Here is a 21,807-nt window from a genome sequence, read left to right as displayed (position 1 = left end):
GAGGAATTGTCACCATGGCCAAGCGCATCGACGTCGAAAGCCTGAACGTCTATTACAGCGACTTCCTGGCGGTGCAGGACGCCTCGATCAAGATTGCGCCGCTCACCGTGACCGCCTTCATCGGGCCGTCCGGCTGCGGCAAGTCGACCTTCCTACGGACGCTGAACCGGATGCACGAGGTGATTCCCGGCGGCCGGGTCGACGGCAAGGTGATGCTGGACGGCGAGGATCTGTACGGTCCGGGCGTCGATCCGGTGAATGTCCGGCGGACGGTCGGGATGGTGTTCCAGAAGGCGAATCCGTTCCCCACTATGTCGATCTACGACAACGTGATCGCCGGCTACAAGATCGCCGGCACCCGCAAGGGGCGCAACGAACTCGACGACATCGTCGAGCGGTCGCTGCGCGGCGCGAACCTGTGGGAAGAGGTCAAGCACCGGCTGAACCGGCCGGGCGCCGGGCTGTCCGGCGGTCAGCAGCAGCGACTGTGCATCGCCCGGGCCATCGCCGTGGAGCCACAGGTGCTGCTGATGGACGAGCCGTGCTCGGCACTCGACCCGATCTCAACGCTGGCCATCGAGGATCTGATCAGTGAGTTGAAGACCCGGTACACCATCGTGATCGTCACCCACAACATGCAGCAGGCCGCCCGGGTTTCCGACCGCACCGCCTTCTTCAACCTGGCCGGGGTCGGTCAGCCCGGCCGACTGGTCGAGTACGACGAGACCACCAAGATCTTCTCCAACCCGTCCGAGAAGGCCACCGAGGATTACATTTCCGGCCGGTTCGGCTGATTCCGTCCGGGGTCAGTTGTCGCGGGCGATCGCGATCAGCCGCAGGATCTCCAGGTACAGCCAGATCACCGTGACCATGATGCCGAACGCCCCGGTCCAGCCGTACTTGCGCGGCGCGCCGTTGCGCACCCCACGCTGGATGAAGTCGAAGTCCAGGACCAGCGAGTAGGCGCCCATGATGACCACCAACACACCCAGGATCAGGCCCAGCGGGATGCCGAAGATCTCCACGCTGCCGCGCAGCCCCCACGGATTGGCGCCCGCCCCGCCGAAGATCATGATCATCAGGTTGACCAGCGAGAACGCCAGGTAACCAAGCATGGCGACGAGGAAGACCTTGGTGGCCTTGGCCGAGGCCCGGATCTTGCCGCTGGCGAACAGGGCGAGGGTCACCCCGACCACACACAGGGTGGCCAGCCCGGCCTGCAGCACGATGCCCGGGTAGCTCGACTCGTAGAAGGCCGAGATGCCGCCGAGAAACACACCCTGGGCGAGTGAGTACGCGAGGATCAGTACCGGCGACGGCTCGCGCTTGAAGATGTTGACCAGGGCCAGCACGAAACCGACCACCGCAGCGCCGATCCACAGATACGGCATCGCGTCGACGGTCGCCCAGCCGATTGCCGCGCCGACCAGGAGCACACCGAAGCAGGCGAACGACTTCATCAACGTGTCGTCGATGGACATCCGCTCGGCGCCCGGGGCGTGCGGGTCGTGGGCGGTCGGCTGGTTGTACAGCTGTTCCAGCTGGGCGGCACTCACCTGTGCTGAGGCCTGCGGCTTGTCGCTGAAGGCCTCGTTCCGGCTGTACGCCGGGTTGTTCATTGCCATCGTGTTCGTCGCCTCTCGAGGGGTGACCGGATGTGAGCACGTACGGGACGGGGCGAAACCTGCGTACTGACTGCCGGTACAGCCTATCCGGCGACGACCCAGGACCCGATGGATTCGCGCTGGGTCACCGGCTCGGTCGGCTGACCGGGTCGTCAGGTCCCGGAGGCGCCGAGGACGAAGGCCGCCAGGTCCTCGGACTGTCGGGCCCGCGACGGCTCGTGCAGATACATCATGTGTCCGGCGGGGTAGTAGACATAGGAAATGTTGTCCCGCAACGACTCCGGTAGGTCCATCCGGGCAAGGGTGTTCTCCGCCGCGGCGAACGGCGTTGCCCCGTCGAAGTAGCCAAGGGCGACGTTCACCTTCAGGAACGGATTCGCCCGCAGTGCCGCGTCCAGGTCGGAGACTACCGAGACGCCGCGGCCCTCGAACTCGGCGTACGACCACGGCTGTACCCGGTCGGTGAGGATCTCGTACGGAAGATCGCTGGTGTACCCGAGTTCGGCCTGCAGGTAGTGGTTCACCGCGGCCGTGTACGGAGTCTGGAAGGCGGAGTAGGAAACGTCACCGTCGGCAGCAGCCGCGTTGCGATCGGCGGCCGGTCCGGTGAACCTGCCGTCGAGACGCCCCACCGTCTCGCCCCGGTTGCGCAACAACTCGGCGAAGAAGCGCTGGTGTTCGATCCGCAGGTTCGCCCGGTCGACGTACTCGGTGCTCAATCCGGTGACGGCGGCGACCCTGGCGACGATGTCGGCGCGTTCGGCGGCGGTCAACCGGGAGCCGCGGGCCAACGCCCACGGATAGTCGTGCTCGGCCAGTTCGCTGGCCTGCGCCAGTACCTCGTCGAGGCTCCGGGATCCGTGCAGACCGTGGTAGTGCGCGTAGGCAGCATAGGTCGGCAGGTAACCGATGTAGGCCGCGTCGTTGCCCTCGGTGAACCGGACCGAGCCCATGTCGAGCACGGAAGAGATCAGCATCAGGCCGTTCAGCGTCATCCCGATCCGCCGGGACAGGTGCGCGGACAGCGCGGCCGCCCGGAGCGTCCCGTACGACTCGCCGGCCAGAAACTTGGGGGACAGCCAGCGCTGATGGCGAGTGGTCCAGAGCCTGATCATCTCGGCCATCGCGTCCCGATCCGCGGTGAAGCCGTGGTAGTCGGCAGGCTTGCCGCCGGCCACCGGCCGGCTGTAGCCGGTCGAAACCGGGTCGATGAACACCAGATCGCTGTGCGCCAGCAGGCTTTCGGCGTTGTCGACCAGTCGGTAAGGGGGCGGCACGGGAGCGCCGGCGTCGCCGGCGAGTACCCGGCGCGGGCCGAGCAGGCCCATGTGCAGCCAGACCGATGAACTGCCGGGCCCACCGTTGAAGGCGAACGTCACCGGTCGGGTCGCCGGATCGGCGTCATCGGCGGTGTAGGAGACGACGAACATCTCGATGGCCGGACGGTGGCCGTCGAAGGCGCCGTCGGTGTGCTTCTCCTCGTGCACCACGATCCGTCCGGCGGTGGCGGTGTACTCGAGCGCGCCGTCGGGCGTGGTCAGGGTGTGTCGGGTGGTGACCAGGTCGTCGGTCGGCCCTGCCTTGTCGGCCGGCCCTGCTTTGTCGGTCGGCACTGCTTTGTCGGTCGGCACTGCCTGCGCGGCGGAGCGGCCGTGTTCTGGGGTGGGATTCGTTGCGTCATCGGGCACCCGGGCGATGCTAGCCGGTGCCGATCACTCCGGCGGCGTCAGGACCACCGTGGTGTCGCCACCGACATTGTCGCCGGTCACCAGGAAGACGATCCGGCGGGCCACCGCCACCGCGTGGTCGGCGAACCGTTCGTAGAACCGGCCGAGCAGCGCCAGGTCGATGGCCGTCGGCACGTCGTGGGTCCAGGTCGGCGCCAGCAGCGCGGTGAACATCTGCCGGTGCAGGTCGTCCATCAGGTCGTCCTCGGCGTCCATCCCGTTGGCGATCTGCAGGTCGCGGGTTCGCAGCACCTGCGATGCCCGGCCCGCCATGTGTTGGGCCACCGAGCTCATCCGCTCGAAGATCGGCCGGATCTCCATCGGCACCACCGAGTGCGGGTGCTTGCGGCGGGCCGCCTTCGCGATGTGGATCGCCAGGGTGCCCATTCGCTGCACGTCGGCGACGACCCAGATCGCCGACACAACAGCCCGCAGGTCGGAGGCCACCGGGGCCTGCAGCGCGAGCAGCTCGAGTGCTGAATCCTCGGCGGTGGCACGCATTTCGTCCAGCCTGACGTCCATCGCGATGACCTGCTCGGCCAGCGCGAGGTCGCTGTCCAACAGGGCGCGGCTCGCGTCGCGGATCGCCGTCGAAGCGAGGTCGCACATCCGCGAGCCGTGTTCGCCGAGGTCGGCGAGCTGGGTCTGATAGGCCTGGCGCATGACCCAAGCCTAGGCCCAGGGTGATGCCGGTTCCCACCGATCCGGTGAACGCAGGGTGAATGGCGGATGGATCGTCGTCGGCGAACTGTCAGACGCAGCCGGTCTGCTCGGCGTTCACCGCGTTCAGATCGGTGCTGTCGAGCGGGCTGGCCGCCGTGGTCTTCGGGGTTGCCGCCCCGGCGCCACCGGCGTTGACGCCCGCGCCGGCGGCGGAACCGCCGGTGTCGGTGGTCGGTGTCGGTGTCGAGTTCGAGGTCGCGGATGACGACGAAGGCGACGTCGCGGGTGTGCTCTGCAGCCGGGTCGGCACGGTCTGGCCGACGGCGACCGACGACAGATTGCCGTCGTAGCTGGTGCCCAGTACCAGTCGCACCTGGTAGCTCCCGGTGTCGTCCACTGCTACCAGCTGCGAGCCCGGCACCGCAGCCGCCACCACCACCGCGGCATCGCGGTTGCCGGCGGTGTACTCGACGGTGAGACCGTTCTGCGTCTGGTCCTCCGGCCGGTACAGGTCATCGGGGGTGACGGCGAATCCGTAGCCGTTCAGGATGTCCATCGCCTCGGTGGACTTGCCGGCCACCCCGGTCATGTTGACGATCTGCAGCTTGATCGAGCCGGGGTCGACGGACAGCGTCTGCGGGGCGGCGCTGGTCGAGGTGGTGGCCTCGGAGCTGGTCGACCTGCTCGACGCAGACGCGCTCTTGGACGCCGTGCCGCTCTTGGTCGCTGTGCTCCCCTTGGTCGCGGCGCTGCTGCTGGAAACGGTCTCGCCTGGCAGCCGTTCGTCGTTGACCAGAGCGGCGAACATCGGCTCGGCCTTGTCCTTGACCAGCACCTGGGAATCGCCGTCGTCAACCGGGTTCGGGCGGGCCGGGACGGTGAAGAAGGTGACCTTGCCCGGCGCGAGATCGCCGAGCGAATGGGCCAGATCCAGCAGTGAGTCGAAGGTGACGTTGTCGGTGAAGGTGGCCGAGGTGAACGCCTTCAGGAAGTCGTTGAGCTTGCCGGGGCGGAGCAGAGTGCCGGCGCTGGTGAGCTGCCGCAGCATGGCCGACAGCACCACCTGCTGGCGGCGGATCCGGCCGTAGTCGCCGGTCGAATCGCCGATCACCTTGCGCGCCCTGACCAGGTTGAGGGCCTGGTCGCCGCGGATCGTCTGCACGCCGGCGGTGGGTACCACCGTCTGCAGTTCGGCGTCGACGATCGGCTTGCAGACATTGACGGTGACCCCGCCGAGCGCGTCGACCATGGACTTGAAGCCGTCGAAGTCGATGCCGATCACCCGGTCGATCCGCAGTCCGGTGAGCTGCTGGACGGCCTTCACCGAGCAGGCCGGTCCGCCGACCGAGTAGGCGTTGGTGATCTTCCACTGGGTGGTGTCGTTGACCGGCTGCTCCTCGTCGGACAGTTTGCCGGTCTCGGAGTTCCAGATCTTGCAGTGCGGGGCGGTGACGTGCAGGTCTCGCGGGATCGACAGGACGGTGACGTTCTGCCGATCGGCGGACAGGTGCGCGATCATGATGGTGTCCGACTGCGCGGTGTTCTGGGTGCCGTCGCTGTTGCCGGAGTTGGCATTTGCCCCGGCCCTGGTGTCGGAGCCCAACAGCAGGATGTTCTCCGGCTCGTACAAGGTGACCGGCGCTGCCGCGGCCGTCGGATCCTTGGACTTGGTCGACGGGGTCGAGATGTGCGTGTCGGTGGGTTGGACGTAGGAACCGTTCCCGCTGTTACCGGCGATGTCGGCATCGGCCGTCTTGGTCAGGTTCCAGTAGATGCCGGTGAACACCAGGATCAGCGCGGAAACGGCGGCGATGGCCGCCCGGCCGGCCCAGAGGAATCCGTGCGTTGAGGTGCGGGATCGCCGCGGCCCGGTCGCCGCGTGCCCGGTCGCCGCGTGCCCGGTCGTCGCCTGTCCGGTCGTCGCCTGTCCGCCCACGCCGGTCCCGGCCGGCGATGCCGCCGGGCGGTCCTCGCGGGCTGCGGAGGCGGCGACGGCTCCGGCAACCGGTGCAGTCAGGTGCTGACGGCGCAGCGACTCGCGGATCGAACTGATGTCTTCCTGGGGGCCGATCAACGGCATCTGATCGGTGCCGTCGTCGTCGTGCCCCGGCATGCTGACCACACCGGGTCCGCCGAACCGGGGTCGCACGTCGGCAGCGGGGGGGTGCGGCTCTGCCGGGGCGGCATCAGCCTGGCTCCTGAGCGCGGCGGCCGCCTGCGGATCGATGATGTCGGTGGTCTCGCTGGCGCCGGGGATCTCCGGCGCCGGGGTCGGGGTCGGCGCGTCCGGCGGCGTCTGCCGACCCGGCACGGTGCCGCCGAAGGCGGCGATCAGGTCGGCAGCGGAGATCTGGTCGGCCCGCTCACTGCGCCGACCCGGCTCGTCCGGTGCCGCGCCGGCCGAGTCGCCGGCCGGGCTCTCCCCGGTCCCGTCGGCCGCGGTCCCGTCGCCTGCGGTCTCGTCGCCTGCGGTCTCGTCGCCTGCGGTCTCGTCGCCCGCGGTCTCGTCACCCGCGGTGCCGTCACCCGCGGTGCCGTCGCCTGCGGTCTCGTCACCCGCGGTGCCGTCACCCGCGGTCTCGTCACCCGCGTCGTCACCGGTCCCGGCCAGGGCCGCGCGTTCCTCCGCCTCCCGGCGGCGCCGCCGCCGACCGCCGGTCTCTTCCTCGTTCCCGAGCCTGGCCAGCAGCTCGTCCACCCTCGTCGCGTTCAGCCGCTGTTGGTTCCACCTGCGCGGACGCTCCCAGGGCGCCGAGCCGGCCGCGTCGTCGCCGGCAGCGCCGCCGCGGGGGTGCTCACCACGGCCGGCGTCGCCGTCGCTGCGATCGCGCGGCGGTTCGCTCACGCGACCCCTCCTTGCTCAGTTCAGCGCGGCCACGGATCGGGCGCGCCACCATGGCCCCGGAATGTCCCGGGACGGACTCCACGATGGTACGGATCGATTCCGGGTGTCGGTAGCTGACCGGGACATCCTCAGGCCACGCAGAGCGGTGGCAGGTGGGCTCCGTCACTGAAGATGCTGATCAACAGCGCGGCGGTGTCGGTCCCGGTGATCCGGCCGCCGGTGTAGCTGCGGACCAGGGTCGGCAGCACGAAGGTGTTCGGACTGCCGTTCGGGTCCGGGCGAAGGCCGGTCCACACCGGCTCGAACCGCACGGTGGTGGTGGCCGGCGCGCAACTGCGCTGATCTGCGGCGCGGTCGTCGGCCACCAGGGCCTGCAGCACGGCTCGTTGCCGGGCCGGATCGGTGTCCGCGACGGCGTTGACCGCATCGATCGTCCGATGGATCTCGGCGAGCTCGGCCGCCGATGGGGCCACCGCGGTGGCGGTCTGGCGGACGCCGTCCTCGGTCGGGACCACAGATCCGCGCGCGGCCGAGAGCAGTCCGGCGAAGGTCACCAACAGCACCCCGATCGCCGCCACGGCGACGCGTCGCACCGGGTGGCGCACGTCAGCCGCCGCTGGAGTCCAGCTCGGCGCCGACCGGAACCAGGTCGTCCTCCGGATCGTCCAGCCAGCCGTGCGGCAGATGCACCCGGTGCTGCGGTGAACCCTGCCGTCCGCGCGGACCTTCGGCGCCGGCCGGGAAGCGCTGATTCAGGTCCATCAGGCGGATCAGGTCGTCGAGATCCTGCAGGCTGGAGACCATGCCGAGGTCGAGCCGGACCAACGAGCCGACCGGGAAACCCTTGAGATACCAGGAGATGTGCTTGCGCAGGTCGCGGATCCCGCGGTCGGCGCCCATCTCCTCGATGAGCAGCTCGGCGTGCCGGCGGAGCATCTTGGCCACCTCGCGCAGGGTCGGCGGCTCCGGCTCGGCCCGGCCGTCGAAGGCAGCGGCCAGGTCGGCGAACAGCCACGGTCGGCCCTGGCAGCCGCGGCCGACCACCACCCCGTCACACCCGGTTCCGGCCATCATGTCCAGCGCGTCCTGGGCCGAGAAGATGTCGCCGTTGCCCAGGACGGGCACCGTCGTCACCGCTTCCTTGAGTCGGGCGATCGCCGACCAGTCGGCGGTTCCGGAGTAGTGCTGCATGGCGGTCCGACCGTGCAGCGCGACCGCCGCGACGCCGGCGGCCTCGGCGATCCGGCCGGCGTCCAGATAGGTGATGTGGTCGGGATCGATACCGATCCGCATCTTCACCGTCACCGGGATGTTCGCCGGCGCCGCGGCCCGGACCGCGCGGCTGACGATCTGCTCGAACAGCCGGCGCTTGTAGGGCAGGGCGGCGCCGCCGCCACGCTTGGTGACCTTCGGCACCGGGCAACCGAAGTTGAGGTCGATGTGGTCGGCCAGGTCCTCGTCGACCACCAGCTGCACCGCGCGTTCCACCGTCGCCGGGTCGACGCCGTAGAACTGCAGCGACCGCGGCGACTCCTCGGGGCCGAACCGGATCATCTCCCGGGTCTTCGGGTCGCCCTCGACCAGTGCCCGGGTGGTGATCATCTCGCAGACGTACAGCCCGGCACCGAACTCCCGGCAGAGCTTGCGGAAGCTGCGATTGGTGATGCCGGCCATCGGGGCCAGTTCGACCGGGGGCCACACCTCGTACCGGCCGATGGTCATCGGATCCGCGACCGCCGTTTCCGGGCGCGGCGGGCCAACGCGCACGAGTTCGCCGGCGGCTGTCATGGGTCCAGTGTCCCAGAAGTTACGACCGCAGCTGCTCGCCGGCCAGTGCGATGTGATCGAGGTCGGCCAGGTCCAACACCTGCAGGTACACCCGCTGCACGCCGGCCTCGGCCCAGCGGCCGAGCTTGTCGACCACCTCGGCGACGGTGCCGCCGGTGGCGTTCTCCCTGGCCTGCTGCGGATCGCGACCGATTGCCGCCGCCCGCCGGGCGACCTCGGCGTCGTCGCGGCCGAGGCACAGCACCTGGGCGGCGGAGTAGACCAGCGAGCCCGGGTCGCGATCGACCGCCTCGCAGGCGGCCCGGACCCGGTCGAACTGTTTCGTCACCACGTCCAGCGGCGAGAACGCCACGTTGAACTCGTCGGCGAATCGCGCGGCCAACGCGGGTGTCCGCTTCGGTCCGTGCCCGCCGACGATGATCGGCACCCGTGGCGTTCCGGTCCGGCCGATCTGCGCGGGCTTGGGCAGTCCGGGCGCCCCGGTCAGTGTGTAGTGCGCTCCGGTGTGGTCGAAGGTGCCACCGACGGTGGTGTCCCACAGCCCGGTGATGATCTCCAGCTGCTCGGTGAGCCGGTCGAACCGCTCGCCGAACGAGTCGCCGAACGGAATGCCGTAGGCGGTGTGCTCCTGCTCGTACCAGCCGGAGCCGAGCCCCAGCTCGAATCGGCCGCCGGAGATGTCGTCCAGGTTGGCGGCGGCGATCGCCAGCATCGAGGGATGACGGAAGGTCGCCGAGGTGACCAGGGTGCCGAGCCGGAGGTCCGGCACCGCGGCGGCGATCCCGGCCAGGCTGACGAACGATTCGGACGGGCCGGGGTGTCCGTCGCCGGCGCCCATGCTCATCAGGTGATCGGAGCGGAAGAACGCGGAGAAGCCCGCGTCCTTGGTGGCCAGCGCGACGTTCAGCAGGGTGGCGTGCGAGGCGCCCTGCTGCGGTTCGGTGAAGATCCTCAGGTCCATAGGGCGACGGTAGTTGGAGATGTCGGACGGCGGGTTCAGCGGGTCTCATCGCTGTCGAACCGGCGGATCCCGACCGCCTTGCGGGTGGCCTCCAGGGCGGCGACGGTGCGGTCGTACCGGGCCTGGGCCACCGCGACGAACAGCACGTCGACGACGCTGAGGGCGGCGATCCGGGAAGCCATCGCGCCGGAGCGGAAGGTGGTCTCCCTGGACGCGGTGATCAACTGGTGGTCGACCGCAACGGCCAGCGGCGACCGGGGTACCGCGGTCAGTGCAACGGTGGTCGCGCCGTGCCGGCGGGCCAGTCCGATGGTCTCGACCGTGTCCCTGGTCGAGCCGGTGTGCGAGATGGCGATGGCGACGTCGCCGGGCGTCAGCAGCGCCGCCGCGGTGAGCGCGGCATGCTGATCCGACCAGCTGAAGCTGATCAGCCCGATCCGGTGCAGCTTCTGCTGCAGATCCATTGCCACGAAGGCGCTGGCGCCCACGCCGAACACGTCGACCCGGCGTGCCGCGGCGACCGCGGCGACCGCTGCGGCCAGGTGGTCTCGATCGAGCAGTCGCGCCGTCTCGGCGATGGCCTGCGAGTCGGCGAAGGTGATCTTGGCGATCACATCGTCCAGACTGTCGGTCCGCGAGATGTCGGCCCCGGCGGCGTACCGCTCCGCCCGGGCCTCGGCCCGCCCGCCCTCGGCGGCCAGTCGCACCCGCAGGTCCCGGTAGCTGGGCACCCCGAGTTCGCGGCACAGTCGCAGCACCGTGGTCTTGGAGGTGTGCGCAGCGGTGGCCAGGTCACTGATGGTCAGCCCGGCGGCCACTCCCGGATCGGCGAGCAGGACGTCGGCGACCCGGCGCAGCGACGGGACCAGGCTCGGGGCCAGCCCGCGCAGCTTCGGCAGTAGTTCATTCACCGCTGTGCTCCTGTCGGTGGGCCAGCAGCAGATCGGAGGCCGGGCGTTGGGCAGATTCCACCACATGGCAGCTGACCCGGTGGCCGGTCCCGGCCGGCCCGAACGGCTCGAGTGCCGGGTTGACGGAACTGCAGATCGGTTGCGCCAGTGGGCATCTGGGATGGAAGCGGCAGCCGCCGGGTGGCCGGGCCGCGTCCGGCACCTCGCCGCGGACGGTCAGCGCCGGCCGCGCGGCCTCCACGACCGGATCGGCGACCGGCACCGCGCTGTTGAGCGCAGCGGTGTAGGGGTGCGCCGGCGCATCCGAAACGGTGTCCCAGCTGCCGATCTCGACCACCTGGCCCAGGTACATCACCGCGATCCGGTCGGCGATGTGCCGGACCATGCCGAGGTCGTGGGAGATGAAGATGTAGGTCAGCCCCAGCTCGCGCCGGAGCCTGGCCAACAGGTTCATCACCTCGGCGCGCACCGACACGTCCAGCGCGGACAGCGCCTCGTCGAGCACCAGGACCGCGGGCTCGACCGCCAATGCCCTGGCGATGCCGATCCGTTGCCGCTGGCCGCCGGAGAGCTGGTGTGGGTAGCGGTCGGCGGTCCCGGCCGGTAGCCCGACCATTTCCAGCAATTCCCCGATCCGTCGCCGGCGGCCCGCCGCATCCGAGACCAGACGGTGCACCGTCAATACCTCGCCGAGCGCGTCGCCGACCCGCTGCCGCGGGTCGAGGCTGGCATAGGGATCCTGGAAGACCAATTGGATGGTGCGGCTGCGTCGGCGGCCGCGTCCGCTGCGACTTCGGTGTCCGCCGGCCAGCAGATCGCGCCCGTCCAGCAGGATCTGCCCCGAGGTCGGGCGTTCCAGCTGGACCAGCAGCCGGGCGGCCGTCGACTTGCCGCAGCCGCTCTCGCCGACCAGGCCGAGGGTCTCGCCGCGCCCGACCGAGAAGCTGACCCCGTCCAGCGCGTGGACGGTGCCGCGGCCACGGGTGCGGTAGTGCTTGACCAGGTCACGTACCTCGATCATCGGGCTGCTCCCGGTGCTGTCGGTCATGTCCAGTCCCCGGGCTCGACCCAACAAGCGGCGTGCGATCCGTTGCGGGGCAGCAGGTCCGGCTCCCGCTCGGCGCAGATCTCGATACTCTGCGGGCATCGCTCACGGAACGGGCAACCGATCGGCAGGTCCGCCAGCGGGACCGCCGAGCCACCGATCTGCGGCAGGTCGCCGCGGTCGGTGCCCCGCATCGGTGGCACCGACGCGACCAGGGCCGCCGAGTAGGGATGGGTGGGTGCGCCGAACAGGTCGAGCACGCTGGCCTGTTCGACGATCCGGCCGGCGTACATCACCGACACCTGCCGGGCGATCCTGGCGACCACCCCGAGATCGTGGGTGATCCAGACGACGGCCAGTCCGTACTCGTCGCGGAGCCCGCCGACCAACTGCAGGATCTGTTGCTGGATGGTCACGTCCAGCGCGGTGGTCGGTTCGTCGGCGATCAGCACCTTCGGCCGCGGCGCCAGCGCGATGGCGATCAGCACCCGCTGCCGCATCCCACCGGACAGCTGGTGCGGATACAGCCTGGCCATCGCGCCCGGGGTCGGCAGGCCGACCTCGTCCAGCACCTCCATGGTCCGACGGGTGGCCTCAGCGGCGGTCCAGCCGTGCACGGTCAGTGCCTCCCGGACCTGGGGGCCGATCCGCATCATCGGGTTGAGTGAGGTCATCGGATCCTGGTAGACCATGCCGATCTGGGCGCCGCGGATCCGGCGCCGGGCGGGCTCCGGCAGGTCGGCGGTCTCCTGTCCGTCGATCCTGATGGAGCCGGCGGTGACCGTGGCGCCGGCCGGCAGCAGGCCGGCGATGCTGAGCGCGGTGAACGACTTGCCGGAGCCGGATTCGCCGACCACCGCGAGGGTTTCGCCGGCCTCGACGGCCAGATCGACCCCGCGGACGATCTCCAACGGACCGTCGGCGGTGGCCACCGCGGTGCGCAGGCCGGATACCTGCAGCACTGCACTCACGAGGTCCTCCCGCGCGTCCCGGTCAGCCGTTGACGACGTGGTCGGGTGCCGCTGGTCTGACGCGGATCCAGCGCGGACCGCAGGCCGTCGCCGAGCAGATTGAGGCCGATCACCAGCAGCACGATGGCGGCGGCCGGGAACACCAGCGTCCACCACGCGGTGGACACCAGGTTCCGGGCGTCCGAGACCATCAGGCCGAGGCTGGCGTCCGGCGCCTGGGTGCCGAGTCCGAGGAAGGAGAGCGCGGATTCGGTGAGGATCGCCCAGGACAGGGCAAGGGTCACCTGCACCACGATCGGCGCCGCAACGTTGGGCAGCACGTGCCGCAGCAGCAGCCGCGAGGTGGGGATGCCCAGCACCCGGCCCGCCCTGATGTACTCGCTGCCGGCCACCGACAGGGTCGGTCCCCGCGCCACCCTGGCGAAGATCGGCGCATAGACGACGGTGATGGCGATCGCGGTGTTCACCCAGCCGCTGCCCAGCGCCGACACCAGTGCCAGGGCAAGGAGAATGGCCGGGAAGGCGAACAGGATGTCGATCAGCCGGCCGATCACCTGATCGACCCAGCCACCGAGGAAGCCGGCCAGCACGCCGAGGAACGTTCCGATCACCGCGGCGGCCAGCACCGACACCACCGACACCCGCAGCGAGGTGAAGATGCCGGCGAAGGTGCGGGCGGCGATGTCCCGCCCGAACTGGTCGGTGCCGAACCAGTAGCGCCCCGACGGCCCCTGCAGCCGGTCCTGCGGAGCCTGGTCGATCGGGCCGTGCGGCAGCAGTCCGGACACCCCGAGCAGCGCCAGCAGGATCATCAGCACCATCAGCACGATGCCGATCCGGCCACCGGGGTCGCGCCAGACCCGGCGCAACAGCGCGGTGGGCGACCGGCGGCCGGTCGGCGGGCCCGACTCGACCGGCTCGGCGATCGGCGGCGGTGCGCTGGTGCTCATGCGGCCCGGGTCCGGGGATCGATGACCCGATACAGAAGGTCCACCAACAGGTTCACCACGACGAATCCGACCGCCACCACCAACACCGAACTCTGCACCAACGGATAGTCCCGGTTCTCGATCGAGGTGAACAACAGCCTGCCCAGACCGGGCAGTGCAAAGATCTGCTCGATGATCACCGTGCCGCCGAGCAGGTAGCCGAACTGGATGCCGGTGATGGTGACGATGGGAACCGACGCGTTCCGCAGGATGTGCCGGCTGCGGATCCGGCCGGCCGGCACGCCTTTGCCGCGGGCGGTGCGCACGAAGTCGGCGTCGGCCACCTCGACGGCGGCCGACCTGGTGGTGCGCATGACGTTCGCCGCGAAGCCGACGGCGAGCACCAGCGCCGGGTAGATCATCTGGCTCAGGTTGCCCGTCACCGATGAGGTCAGCGGGACGAAGGTGCCGGTGTCCGGGAAGTACCCGAAATAGCTGGCGAGCGCGGCGACCACCACCGCGCCGAGGACGAACTCCGGCACCGCCAGCCCGAGCAGCGCGACGGTCTGCGCGGTGCCGTCCCGCCACCGTCCCGGCGCGCTGGCGGCGAACATGCCGAGCAGTACCCCGGCGGCGGTGCCGATGACCGCGGCCAGCACCGCGAGTTCGACGGTGATCGGCAGCGCCGCTCCGATCAGCGAGGCGGCCGACTGCCCGCTGATCAGCGACACCCCGAGGTTGCCGGTGAGCACCTGACCCAGCCAGGAGAAGAACTGCACCACCAGCGGTTTGTCCAGGCCGTAGTAGTGCTCAAGGCTCGCCCGCTGCACCTCGGTGAGGGTGCCGGACTCGATGCCCATCGACGCGGTGATCGCATCGCCGGGGATCACCCGCAGCACCAGGAAGACCACCACGGCGACGCCGAACAGCGTCAACAGGGCGCCGCCGAACCTGACGGCCGCCCAGCGCAGGCCGATCACCTGCGGTCAGCCCGACAGGGTCGCGGAACCCAGGCTGGTGAGCGACTCGTCCGCCCTGGCGGTAAAGCCCTGCACCTTCGAGGACACCAGGTAGTAGTCGTCACCGCGGAACATCCAGACCCACGGCGACTGCTCGAGCAGGGTCTTCTGCAGCTGCTGGTAGGTCTGCTGCCGGACCGTCTCGTCGTCGGTCGAGTTGCCCTTGACGAGCAGCTCGTTGAGTTCCTTGGACTCCAGCCCGGCGGGCTTGGTCAGGCTGCCGTCGGTGGTGAAGTACCTGCCGTACATCAGGAACGGATCGGAACTGCCGCCGTTGAGGGCCACCGCTGCGTCGTAGTCGGCGTCCAGCCAGGCCTTGACGTACGGGCTGGTGGTCAGCTGCTGCAGGTCGAGGGTGACGCCGATCTTGGCCAACTGCGCCTGCAGGTTCTGGCCCTCGGCGACGCTGGTGGCGTACTCGCCCGTCTCCACGATGGTCTTCAGGTGGAACCCGCCGCCCTCACCGGCATCGGCCAGCAGCTGTTTCGCGGCGTCCAGGTCACCGGGCTTGCACGGCAGTCCCTCGGTGGGATCGAACTGGTAGCCGGGGCTGGTGATCGGCCCGGTCACCTGACCGTCTCCGAAGGCCGCGGTGTCGATCACCTGCTGACGGTCGACGGCGCAGGCGATCGCCTGCCGCACCTTGAGTTTGTCCAGCGGCGGACGCCGGCCGTTGAGCTGCATCACGTGGTAGGACAGCACCGGTTGCTTGACCAGCGCGAAGTTGCTCGCGCCCTCGGCCTGGGCCGCGACACTCGGGTCGGACAGCACGCCGAGCTGGAAGGAGCCGGCCTTCATGCCCGCCAGGATCGACGATTCGGACGGGATCACCCGGAATTCCAGCGAGGCGACGCCGGGCGCGCCGCCCCAGTAGTCGGCGTTCGCGGCCAGCGTGACCCGCTGCTCCGGCTGCCAGCTCTTCCAGCTGAACGGCCCGGTGCCGTCGGGCGTCTTGCCGACGGTGCCGGCGGTGATGTCCTTGGCGTGCAGGATCGATGAGTTGGTCGAGGCCAGTGCGTAGTAGATCGCGGTGTCCGGCGCGGACAGGTGCAATACCGCGGTGCCCGGGTCCGGCGCGTCGACCGAGGTGATCAGCGAGAGGTTGGAGCGGCCGACGGCGCTGGTCTTCTCGTCCAGGATGCGCTCGATCGAGGCCTTGACGTCGGCGGAGGTGAAGGCGTCGCCGTCCTGCCACTTCACCCCGTCCCGGAGCTGGAAGGTGATGGTCTTGCCGCCGTCTGAGGTCTTCCAGCTGGTCGCCAGCCCGGGGATCAGCTTGCCGTCCGCATCTGTCTTGACCAGCGAGTCGTAAACCAGGCCGAGGGTTTCGATGGTCTGGAACGCGGTGGCCAGGTGCGGGTCAAGCTTGTCGACGTCGCCGGTGCGGGCGACCACGAAGGTGCCGGACGGTGCCGCGGCCGCCGTCGCCGAACCGGGCGCCGTCGCCGAACCGGACGCGGCCGCGCCGCTGTCGGCGGCGCCGGTCGTCTCGCCGGCTGCCGTGCTGTCGGTGCCCGAGTTGCCCACCGACGCAGGTTGTTCCGCCGAGCTGTTGCCGGTCGAACCGGCCGGCGAACAGCTCGCGACGACCAGTCCGACTGCGACGGCAATTGCTGCTGCGGCGACCCTGCTGCTCCTGCTGTTCACGGCTGTTCCTCCAGGCTCGACCGGCGATCCGCCATCACCCTGACACTGAGGCGACGGTAGTCAATTACTCAGGCCCCGGGCAATGGGTAACCTGCTAACTTGGCCGGATGCAGCCGAATGGCGCAACCGAAACGCTGGACGCGGCGATCCGCTTCACGCTCCGTGCCGGCGTCCCCGGCGCCCACCTGTCCGTCCGGGCGCCCGGGGCGGCCGCCGATCGGTGGGCGGGGGCTGCCCAGGAATTCGACGATGCCGGCCGGCTGCACCGGCCGCTGACCGCCGACACCGCCCACGATCTGGGTTCGGTGACGAAGATCGTCGGGACCACCGCCATGCTGATGGCGCTGGCATCGGCCGGCGAACTGTCGGTCGACCACCGTCTCGACCGGTTCCTGGACATCGGCTCCCAGGTATCGGCCGGGACCACACTGCGCGACCTGCTGACCCATCGGTCCGGCCTGTGGGAGTGGTGGCCGACCTATCTGGAACCGGCGGACCCGCTGGCGACAGTGCTGGCGCTGCCGCTGCGTTACCCGCCGCGAACCGGGCGGCACTATTCGGACCTCGGCTTCATGATCCTCGGCCGGGTGGTGGAAACCGTTACCGGGCAACGACTGCCGGCGGCGCTGGTGGACCTGGTCTGCGGTCCGCTCGGCATCGTCGGGCTGCAGTACGGGGCCCCGCCGCCCGACCATCCGGTGGCCGCGAGCTCGCGCGGCGATCGGATCGAACGGCAGATGGTCTCCAGTGGTCAGCCGTATCCGGTTCGGGTCGATGCCAGCGGGTTCGACGGCTGGCGGGAGCGGGTGCTGGTCGGAGAGGTGAACGACGGCAACGCCTTCCATGCGTTCGGCGGCGCTGCCGGTCACGCCGGCCTGTTCGGGACGGTGACGGCACTGCATCAGTTCGGCGCCGCCGTGCTGGCGGCTCGAAGGCGCGAGGGCGCCCGGCCGGCTGCGGCCGGGTTCTTCGAAGTCGGGCCGGATCCCGGTCAGCTGCTCGGGTTCCGCAGCTGGCGCGACAGCTGCGCCGGGTGTTCGGCCGAGCTGATCGGGCACACCGGGTTCCCCGGGATCGGGTTGGCCGTCATCCCCGAGCACGATGCCACCCTGGTGCTGGCCACCAACCGGTTGCACGTGGACACCGAACCCGCGGCCTTCGGTCCGCTGTGGGACGCCGCGCTGGCCGCCGGGCACAGATTTCTGCACAGCGATTCTCTGCAGACCGATTCTCTGCACACCGATTCTCTGCACACCGACGAAGGGCAGGCCGAATGGACCTACGAGTGATCGGGATGATCAGCGGCACCTCCTACGACGCGATCGACGCAGCGGTGGCCGACTTCTCCCTCGACGGCGAGACGCTGACGATGACGCCACTCGGCCTGACCAGCATGGAGATGCCCGCGGCGGTCCGCCGGCAGATCGCCGACGTGTTGCCGCCGAACACCGTCAGCCTGGAAGCGGTGACCCGGTTGGACGCCGAGCTCGGTCGGCTGTTCGGCGCCGTCGCTGCCCGCGCGCGGGACGAGACCGCTGGTGGCGCAGCAGATCTGGTGGCATCACACGGGCAGACCGTGTTCCACGGCGTCGACGACGGGGTGGCGTACGGCGACATCCAGCTCGGCAATCCCGCCTGGATCGCGCAGGCCACCGGGTTGCCGGTGGTCTCCGATCTGCGCAACCGGGACATCGTCGCCGGCGGCCAGGGCGCTCCGCTGGTGTCGATCCTCGACGCGCTGTTGATCCTGGCCGACGCGCCGACCCGCGGTTCGCTGAACCTCGGCGGAATCGCGAACATCACGGTGACCGGTCCGGATGGCGTCCTGGCCTACGATCTTGGTCCGGCGAATGCCCTGATCGATGCGGCGGTCGTCGAGATCTCCGGCGGTGCAGAAGGTTTCGACATCGACGGTCGCCGGGCCGCACGCGGTGCGGTGCGGACGGATCTGCTGGAGCGGCTGGTGGCCGAGCCGTACTATGCGGCGCCGGCGCCGAAATCGACCGGCAAGGAACTGTTCCACCGCGGCTATCTTGACAGCCTGCGTGCTGGGCTTCCGGAGATCGCGGACGACGACCTGGTCGCCACGCTGACCGAGCTGACCGCATGGGTGGTCGCCCAGGCGTGCACCCGGCACCGGCTGACCGATCTGGTGGTGGCCGGTGGCGGCGCACGGAACCCGGTGCTGATGCAGCGGATCCGTGACCTGGTGCAGCCGTGTGCGGTCCGATCGGTCGACGTGTTCGGGCTGCCGGCGCAGGCGAAGGAGGCCTACGCCTTCGCACTGCTGGGCTACCTCACCGTGCACGGTCTGCCCGGAACCCTGCCGGGCGCGACCGGTGCGCCGGTCGGGTCGATCCTCGGCTCGGTGACCCCGGGGCCGCGAGGCTGGCAGCTGCCGCCGGCCGGGTCGCAGGCACCCAGGCGGCTGATCGTCGGCGACATCGCGGCAAACCTAGGCATGCCGTCGGACCAAGCTGGGTAGCTGGCGGGGCGCCCGCGCCGGCGCCCGATCACCTCTTCCTTCCAGCAGAGCGCACTGCAGAGCATCACCACACAGTCGCAGCACACCGAAGGAAGGAAAGCATCATGGCAACACTCAAGCTCACGTCCCTGCATTGCCAGCGTCGTAACGACCTGGAGGGACTGGACGAACCACAGATCGTGGTGAACAAGAAGGCCGCCTGGACCGGCGCGATCGGCAAGGGGGACACCCAGACGCTCTCGACCTCGGTCGAGTTCGACGATGTCGCGACCGTCGTGCTGCAGGAGCTGGACGGCAGCAAGCCGCAGCAGATCGGGACCGCGTACACGGTCTCGGCGAGCGGCGGGAACCAGGTTCCGTTGGTGTTCAAGACCTCTGGGACGCACTACGAGCTGTACTACCAGATCACCAACAAGAAGTGACGCGGTCGTCGCGGCGCGGGCTCCGCCGGGGTTCCCGCGCCGCGGCACTGTCGTTGCCGGTGCTTCGGTGCACATCGCGCCGGGCATCTTGACGACCCGATCAGAGGCTGCTGTGCTGTCCGTAATGAGGTTCGCGGAGCGTGAACGCGAGCTCGCCGGGCTCGCCACCGCTCTGGATCGGGCGAGGCTCGGTGGCGGCACCATCGTCCTCGTCTCCGGCGAGGCCGGCATCGGCAAGACGAGCCTGCTGGCCCGATTCACCGACCTCGTCGAGGCCCGCACCCGGGTCTTCCGCGGCACCTGCGAAGACCTGCTCACCCCCCGCCCGCTCGGTCCGTTCCGGGACATGGCCCGCGACGCGAACGGGGCCCTGGGGACCGGCATTCTCGACGACCGGGATGCGCTGATCGACTCGCTCGTCACCGAGATGTCGTTCGTCCAGCGACCTGCCGTGGTGATCGTCGAAGACATCCAGTGGGCCGACCAGGCGTCGTTGGACGTGTTGCGGTTCCTCGCGCGCCGAGTGGCCGGCCTGCCCGCGTTGCTGGTGGTGAGCTATCGCGAGCCCGACCTCGCCGACGAACATCCACTGCTCCGGGTGGTGGCCTCCATTCCCGCCGCCGCGGTCCTGCGGCTGCCGCTGACCGGCCTGTCCGATACCGCGGTGGCCATGTTGGCTTCCGAGGCCGGGGTCGATCCGGCGCCGATCGTCGCCAGGGTGGGCGGCAACCCGTTCTACCTGAGCGAGGTGATCGCGGCCCCGGCCACCGAGGTGCCGATCTCGATCCGGCACGCCGTGATCGGTCGGATGGCGACCCTGCCGGCCGATTGCCGGGCGGCGGTCGAGGATCTGTCGGTGGTGGTCGCCGAGATCGGCTGGGCGCTGATCACCCGATTGTTCGGCGACGTCGCGGTGCTCGATCCGGCCGAGCGGCAGGGGATCCTGGTGCCTTCGTACGCCGGGATGCACTTCCGGCACGAGCTCGCCCGGCGAGCGGTGGAGGATTCGCTGCGCCGATCGCGGGCGATCACCGCGCACCGCCAGGTATTGGCGGCACTGATCGAACTCGGTGCGGATCCGTCCCAGCTCGTCCACCATGCGATGGCGGTGGGTGACGACGATGCGCTCGTCGAGCACGCCGAGCGGGCCGCCGAACAAGCCGCGCAGGTCAACGGTCATCGCGAGGTGATCCGGTTCTGCACCATCGCGCTCGAGCACGGCCGGCTCGCCGGTGCCCGACGGGCCGGCCTGCACGTGCTGGCGGCGGCCGCGCATTACAGCAGCAACGAGTTCAGCGCGGCGGTGGGTCACGCCGATCGGGCGGTGGACCTGTTGCGGGACAACGGATTGCAGCCCCTCCAGTTGGGCGAAGCGCTGTTGATGTCCGCCCGGATCCGGACGTTGCTGGCCGAGCCGCGGATGGCCCGGACCCTGGCCCTGCAGGCGGTCGAACTGCTCGAACCGCTGGGACCGAGCAAGGCGTTGGCTCTCGGCGTCGCCATGCTCGCCGCCCAGGACACCGTTCAGGCCCGCTATGCCGACGCGGCGGACCGGGTGGAGCGAGCGGTGCAGCTGGCCCGGCTGGTCGAGGCCGAGGACGTGGTTGCCTATGCGCTGAACTATCGCGGCGTGGCCCGGTCGTCGCAGGGTGATGACCGTGGCATCGCCGACCTGCAGCGGTCGATCGCGATCGCCGAACGGTTGCGGCAGGCCGACTACGAAACGGTGGCGGCGCACAACCTCGCGGTGATACATCTGCGGGCCGGCCGGGTCGGTGAGGCCGAACCGCTACTGGTGCGGGCACGCTCGGTGGCGCGGGAGCACAACCTGGACAACGCGCTGTTCCGGATCGAGGCCCAGCTGTGCCTGTGTCAGCTGCTGCGCGGGGAGTGGTCGTCGGCGGAGGCCGGCCTGCGCGAACAGTTGGCGGGCGCCACCGACGCGGGCGCGGTGGCGGTGAATCCCCTGAGCCTGTTGGGCCGGATCCTTTGCCGGCGTGGCGATCCGGCCGGCGTCGAGCTGCTCGAGCAGGCGTGGCGGCTGGCGGTGGCCAGCGGCGAGGACCAGAAGCTGTCGGTGGCGGCTGCCGCGCGGATCGAGAACTGCTGGCTCACCGATGATCCCGTCCGGCTCAGGGCCGAGGCGAACAGCGCCCTGCCGATCATCGCGCGGGCCGGGAATCGCTTCGGGCAGGCGGAGGTTCTCCGCTACCTGCGCCGGACGGGTACCCCGGTGGAACCGTTCACCGGCTGCCCGCCACCGTTCGCCGCGGGACTGCGCGGCGATTGGGCCGAGGCCGCGAGGCTGTGGGCGCTGGCCGGCAACCCGTACGAGCAAGCCTTGGAATTGAGCGAATCACCGGATCCCGCAGTGGTTTTCGAGGCGCTGGAGCTCTTCGACCGGCTCGGCGCCACGGTGCCGGCGACCCGGACCCGGCGTCGGCTGCGGCAGGCCGGCATCTCCGGGGTGCCACGAGGTCCGCGGCCGTCGACGAGGGCGAACCCGGGGTTGTTGACCGGCCGTCAGCGGGAAGTGGTGACGCTGCTCGCGCAGGAGTTGACCAATGCCGAGATCGCCCAACGCCTGGTGCTCTCGCCGCGAACCGTGGACAACCACGTCGCCGTCGTCCTGCAGCGACTGGGCGTCGGCTCCCGCACCGAGGCGGTTCGGGCCGCCCGCCGGCTGGGCCTGCTGCCGGATCGCCCGATGCCCTAGGTAGTCGGGTGGCCAAGATGAGCGGCGCTTACTCATCCGGGAACGATGCTGAC

At 70.0% G+C, this 21,807-nt stretch carries 18 protein-coding genes; 5 read left to right on the top strand and 13 right to left on the bottom strand.

Annotated elements, in window-relative coordinates; all coding sequences use genetic code 11:
- Nucleotides 1-14: 14 nt before the first annotated feature.
- The gene (gene pstB, locus K340_RS0117310; protein WP_029137628.1) at nucleotides 15-794 is read left to right on the top strand and encodes a phosphate ABC transporter ATP-binding protein PstB; all 780 of its coding nucleotides are present in this window, start codon (nucleotides 15-17) and stop codon (nucleotides 792-794) included.
- A gap of 12 nt (nucleotides 795-806) precedes the next feature.
- On the opposite strand, the gene K340_RS0117305 is transcribed toward pstB, so the two are convergent.
- From K340_RS0117305 to K340_RS31025, 13 genes are all read right to left on the bottom strand, one after another.
- Entirely contained in the window at nucleotides 807-1,625 is an 819-nt protein-coding gene (locus K340_RS0117305) for a Bax inhibitor-1/YccA family protein (RefSeq protein WP_029137627.1), read from the bottom strand.
- 152 nt (nucleotides 1,626-1,777) lie between these two features.
- Nucleotides 1,778-3,256: a S10 family peptidase gene (locus K340_RS0117300; protein ID WP_037365394.1), complete on the bottom strand. Its 1,479-nt coding sequence runs from the start codon at nucleotides 3,254-3,256 to the stop codon at nucleotides 1,778-1,780.
- A gap of 81 nt (nucleotides 3,257-3,337) precedes the next feature.
- Nucleotides 3,338-4,015, bottom strand: coding sequence for a phosphate signaling complex protein PhoU (gene phoU / locus K340_RS0117295; RefSeq protein ID WP_029137625.1), 678 nt, complete (start codon nucleotides 4,013-4,015; stop codon nucleotides 3,338-3,340).
- 88 nt (nucleotides 4,016-4,103) lie between these two features.
- Nucleotides 4,104-6,860 carry an LCP family protein gene (locus K340_RS0117290; protein WP_029137624.1) on the bottom strand — a complete coding sequence of 919 codons (2,757 nt, stop codon included), beginning with the start codon at nucleotides 6,858-6,860 and terminating at the stop codon, nucleotides 4,104-4,106.
- A gap of 128 nt (nucleotides 6,861-6,988) precedes the next feature.
- Nucleotides 6,989-7,453: a hypothetical protein gene (locus tag K340_RS0117285; RefSeq protein WP_154674324.1), complete on the bottom strand. Its 465-nt coding sequence runs from the start codon at nucleotides 7,451-7,453 to the stop codon at nucleotides 6,989-6,991.
- A 13-nt stretch (nucleotides 7,454-7,466) separates the two neighbouring features.
- A complete protein-coding gene (gene dusB / locus K340_RS0117280; protein WP_029137622.1) occupies nucleotides 7,467-8,582 on the bottom strand; it encodes a tRNA dihydrouridine synthase DusB in 1,116 nt (371 codons plus the stop codon).
- A gap of 85 nt (nucleotides 8,583-8,667) precedes the next feature.
- Nucleotides 8,668-9,609 (bottom strand): LLM class F420-dependent oxidoreductase, encoded by a 942-nt coding sequence (locus K340_RS0117275; protein ID WP_029137621.1) that lies wholly within the window; start codon nucleotides 9,607-9,609, stop codon nucleotides 8,668-8,670.
- Nucleotides 9,610-9,644: 35 nt separating this feature from the next.
- Nucleotides 9,645-10,520: a MurR/RpiR family transcriptional regulator gene (locus K340_RS0117270; RefSeq protein ID WP_211229504.1), complete on the bottom strand. Its 876-nt coding sequence runs from the start codon at nucleotides 10,518-10,520 to the stop codon at nucleotides 9,645-9,647.
- Nucleotides 10,513-11,568, bottom strand: coding sequence for an ABC transporter ATP-binding protein (locus K340_RS31035; RefSeq protein ID WP_051266682.1), 1,056 nt, complete (start codon nucleotides 11,566-11,568; stop codon nucleotides 10,513-10,515). The genes K340_RS0117270 and K340_RS31035 overlap by 8 nt, the downstream gene beginning before the upstream one ends.
- The gene (locus tag K340_RS0117260) at nucleotides 11,565-12,536 is read right to left on the bottom strand and encodes an ABC transporter ATP-binding protein (RefSeq protein WP_029137619.1); all 972 of its coding nucleotides are present in this window, start codon (nucleotides 12,534-12,536) and stop codon (nucleotides 11,565-11,567) included. Before K340_RS0117260 ends, K340_RS31035 begins: the two co-directional genes overlap by 4 nt.
- On the bottom strand, nucleotides 12,533-13,486 hold the full coding sequence (locus K340_RS31030; protein ID WP_084614589.1) for an ABC transporter permease: 954 nt from the start codon (nucleotides 13,484-13,486) through the stop codon (nucleotides 12,533-12,535). Before K340_RS31030 ends, K340_RS0117260 begins: the two co-directional genes overlap by 4 nt.
- The gene (locus K340_RS0117250) at nucleotides 13,483-14,445 is read right to left on the bottom strand and encodes an ABC transporter permease (protein ID WP_051266681.1); all 963 of its coding nucleotides are present in this window, start codon (nucleotides 14,443-14,445) and stop codon (nucleotides 13,483-13,485) included. The genes K340_RS31030 and K340_RS0117250 overlap by 4 nt, the downstream gene beginning before the upstream one ends.
- Nucleotides 14,446-14,451: 6 nt before the next feature.
- Nucleotides 14,452-16,131, bottom strand: a complete 1,680-nt coding sequence (locus K340_RS31025; RefSeq protein ID WP_084614588.1) for an ABC transporter substrate-binding protein — start codon at nucleotides 16,129-16,131, stop codon at nucleotides 14,452-14,454.
- Between the two features lie 107 nt (nucleotides 16,132-16,238).
- Here K340_RS31025 and K340_RS34470 point away from each other — a divergent pair, with 107 nt between their 5' ends.
- The 4 genes from K340_RS34470 (at nucleotide 16,239) to K340_RS37320 (ending at nucleotide 21,754) form a co-directional block, all read left to right on the top strand.
- Complete coding sequence (locus tag K340_RS34470; RefSeq protein WP_051266676.1) at nucleotides 16,239-17,420, top strand: serine hydrolase domain-containing protein; 1,182 nt, start codon at nucleotides 16,239-16,241, stop codon at nucleotides 17,418-17,420.
- Nucleotides 17,405-18,616: an anhydro-N-acetylmuramic acid kinase gene (locus K340_RS31015; protein WP_051266674.1), complete on the top strand. Its 1,212-nt coding sequence runs from the start codon at nucleotides 17,405-17,407 to the stop codon at nucleotides 18,614-18,616. Before K340_RS34470 ends, K340_RS31015 begins: the two co-directional genes overlap by 16 nt.
- 104 nt (nucleotides 18,617-18,720) lie before the next feature.
- Nucleotides 18,721-19,038: a hypothetical protein gene (locus K340_RS36280; protein ID WP_029137617.1), complete on the top strand. Its 318-nt coding sequence runs from the start codon at nucleotides 18,721-18,723 to the stop codon at nucleotides 19,036-19,038.
- A 124-nt stretch (nucleotides 19,039-19,162) separates the two neighbouring features.
- The gene (locus tag K340_RS37320) at nucleotides 19,163-21,754 is read left to right on the top strand and encodes an ATP-binding protein (protein ID WP_029137616.1); all 2,592 of its coding nucleotides are present in this window, start codon (nucleotides 19,163-19,165) and stop codon (nucleotides 21,752-21,754) included.
- Nucleotides 21,755-21,807 lie beyond the last annotated feature (53 nt).

This window comes from Nakamurella lactea DSM 19367, from assembly GCF_000426645.1.
Taxonomy (GTDB): Bacteria; Actinomycetota; Actinomycetes; order Mycobacteriales; family Nakamurellaceae; genus Nakamurella; species Nakamurella lactea.
This window is presented reverse-complemented; position numbering and strand designations above follow the sequence as displayed.

Coding starts and splice junctions, on each gene's coding strand:
- K340_RS37320 (WP_029137616.1), top strand. CDS start 19,163: ATGAGGTTCGCGGAGCGTGAACGCGAGCTCGCCGGGCTCGCCACCGCT.
- K340_RS0117305 (WP_029137627.1), bottom strand. CDS start 1,625: ATGGCAATGAACAACCCGGCGTACAGCCGGAACGAGGCCTTCAGCGAC.
- K340_RS31030 (WP_084614589.1), bottom strand. CDS start 13,486: ATGAGCACCAGCGCACCGCCGCCGATCGCCGAGCCGGTCGAGTCGGGC.
- K340_RS34470 (WP_051266676.1), top strand. CDS start 16,239: ATGCAGCCGAATGGCGCAACCGAAACGCTGGACGCGGCGATCCGCTTC.
- K340_RS31015 (WP_051266674.1), top strand. CDS start 17,405: ATGGACCTACGAGTGATCGGGATGATCAGCGGCACCTCCTACGACGCG.
- K340_RS0117275 (WP_029137621.1), bottom strand. CDS start 9,609: ATGGACCTGAGGATCTTCACCGAACCGCAGCAGGGCGCCTCGCACGCC.
- K340_RS36280 (WP_029137617.1), top strand. CDS start 18,721: ATGGCAACACTCAAGCTCACGTCCCTGCATTGCCAGCGTCGTAACGAC.
- dusB (WP_029137622.1), bottom strand. CDS start 8,582: ATGACCATCGGCCGGTACGAGGTGTGGCCCCCGGTCGAACTGGCCCCG.
- pstB (WP_029137628.1), top strand. CDS start 15: ATGGCCAAGCGCATCGACGTCGAAAGCCTGAACGTCTATTACAGCGAC.
- K340_RS31035 (WP_051266682.1), bottom strand. CDS start 11,568: ATGACCGACAGCACCGGGAGCAGCCCGATGATCGAGGTACGTGACCTG.
- phoU (WP_029137625.1), bottom strand. CDS start 4,015: ATGCGCCAGGCCTATCAGACCCAGCTCGCCGACCTCGGCGAACACGGC.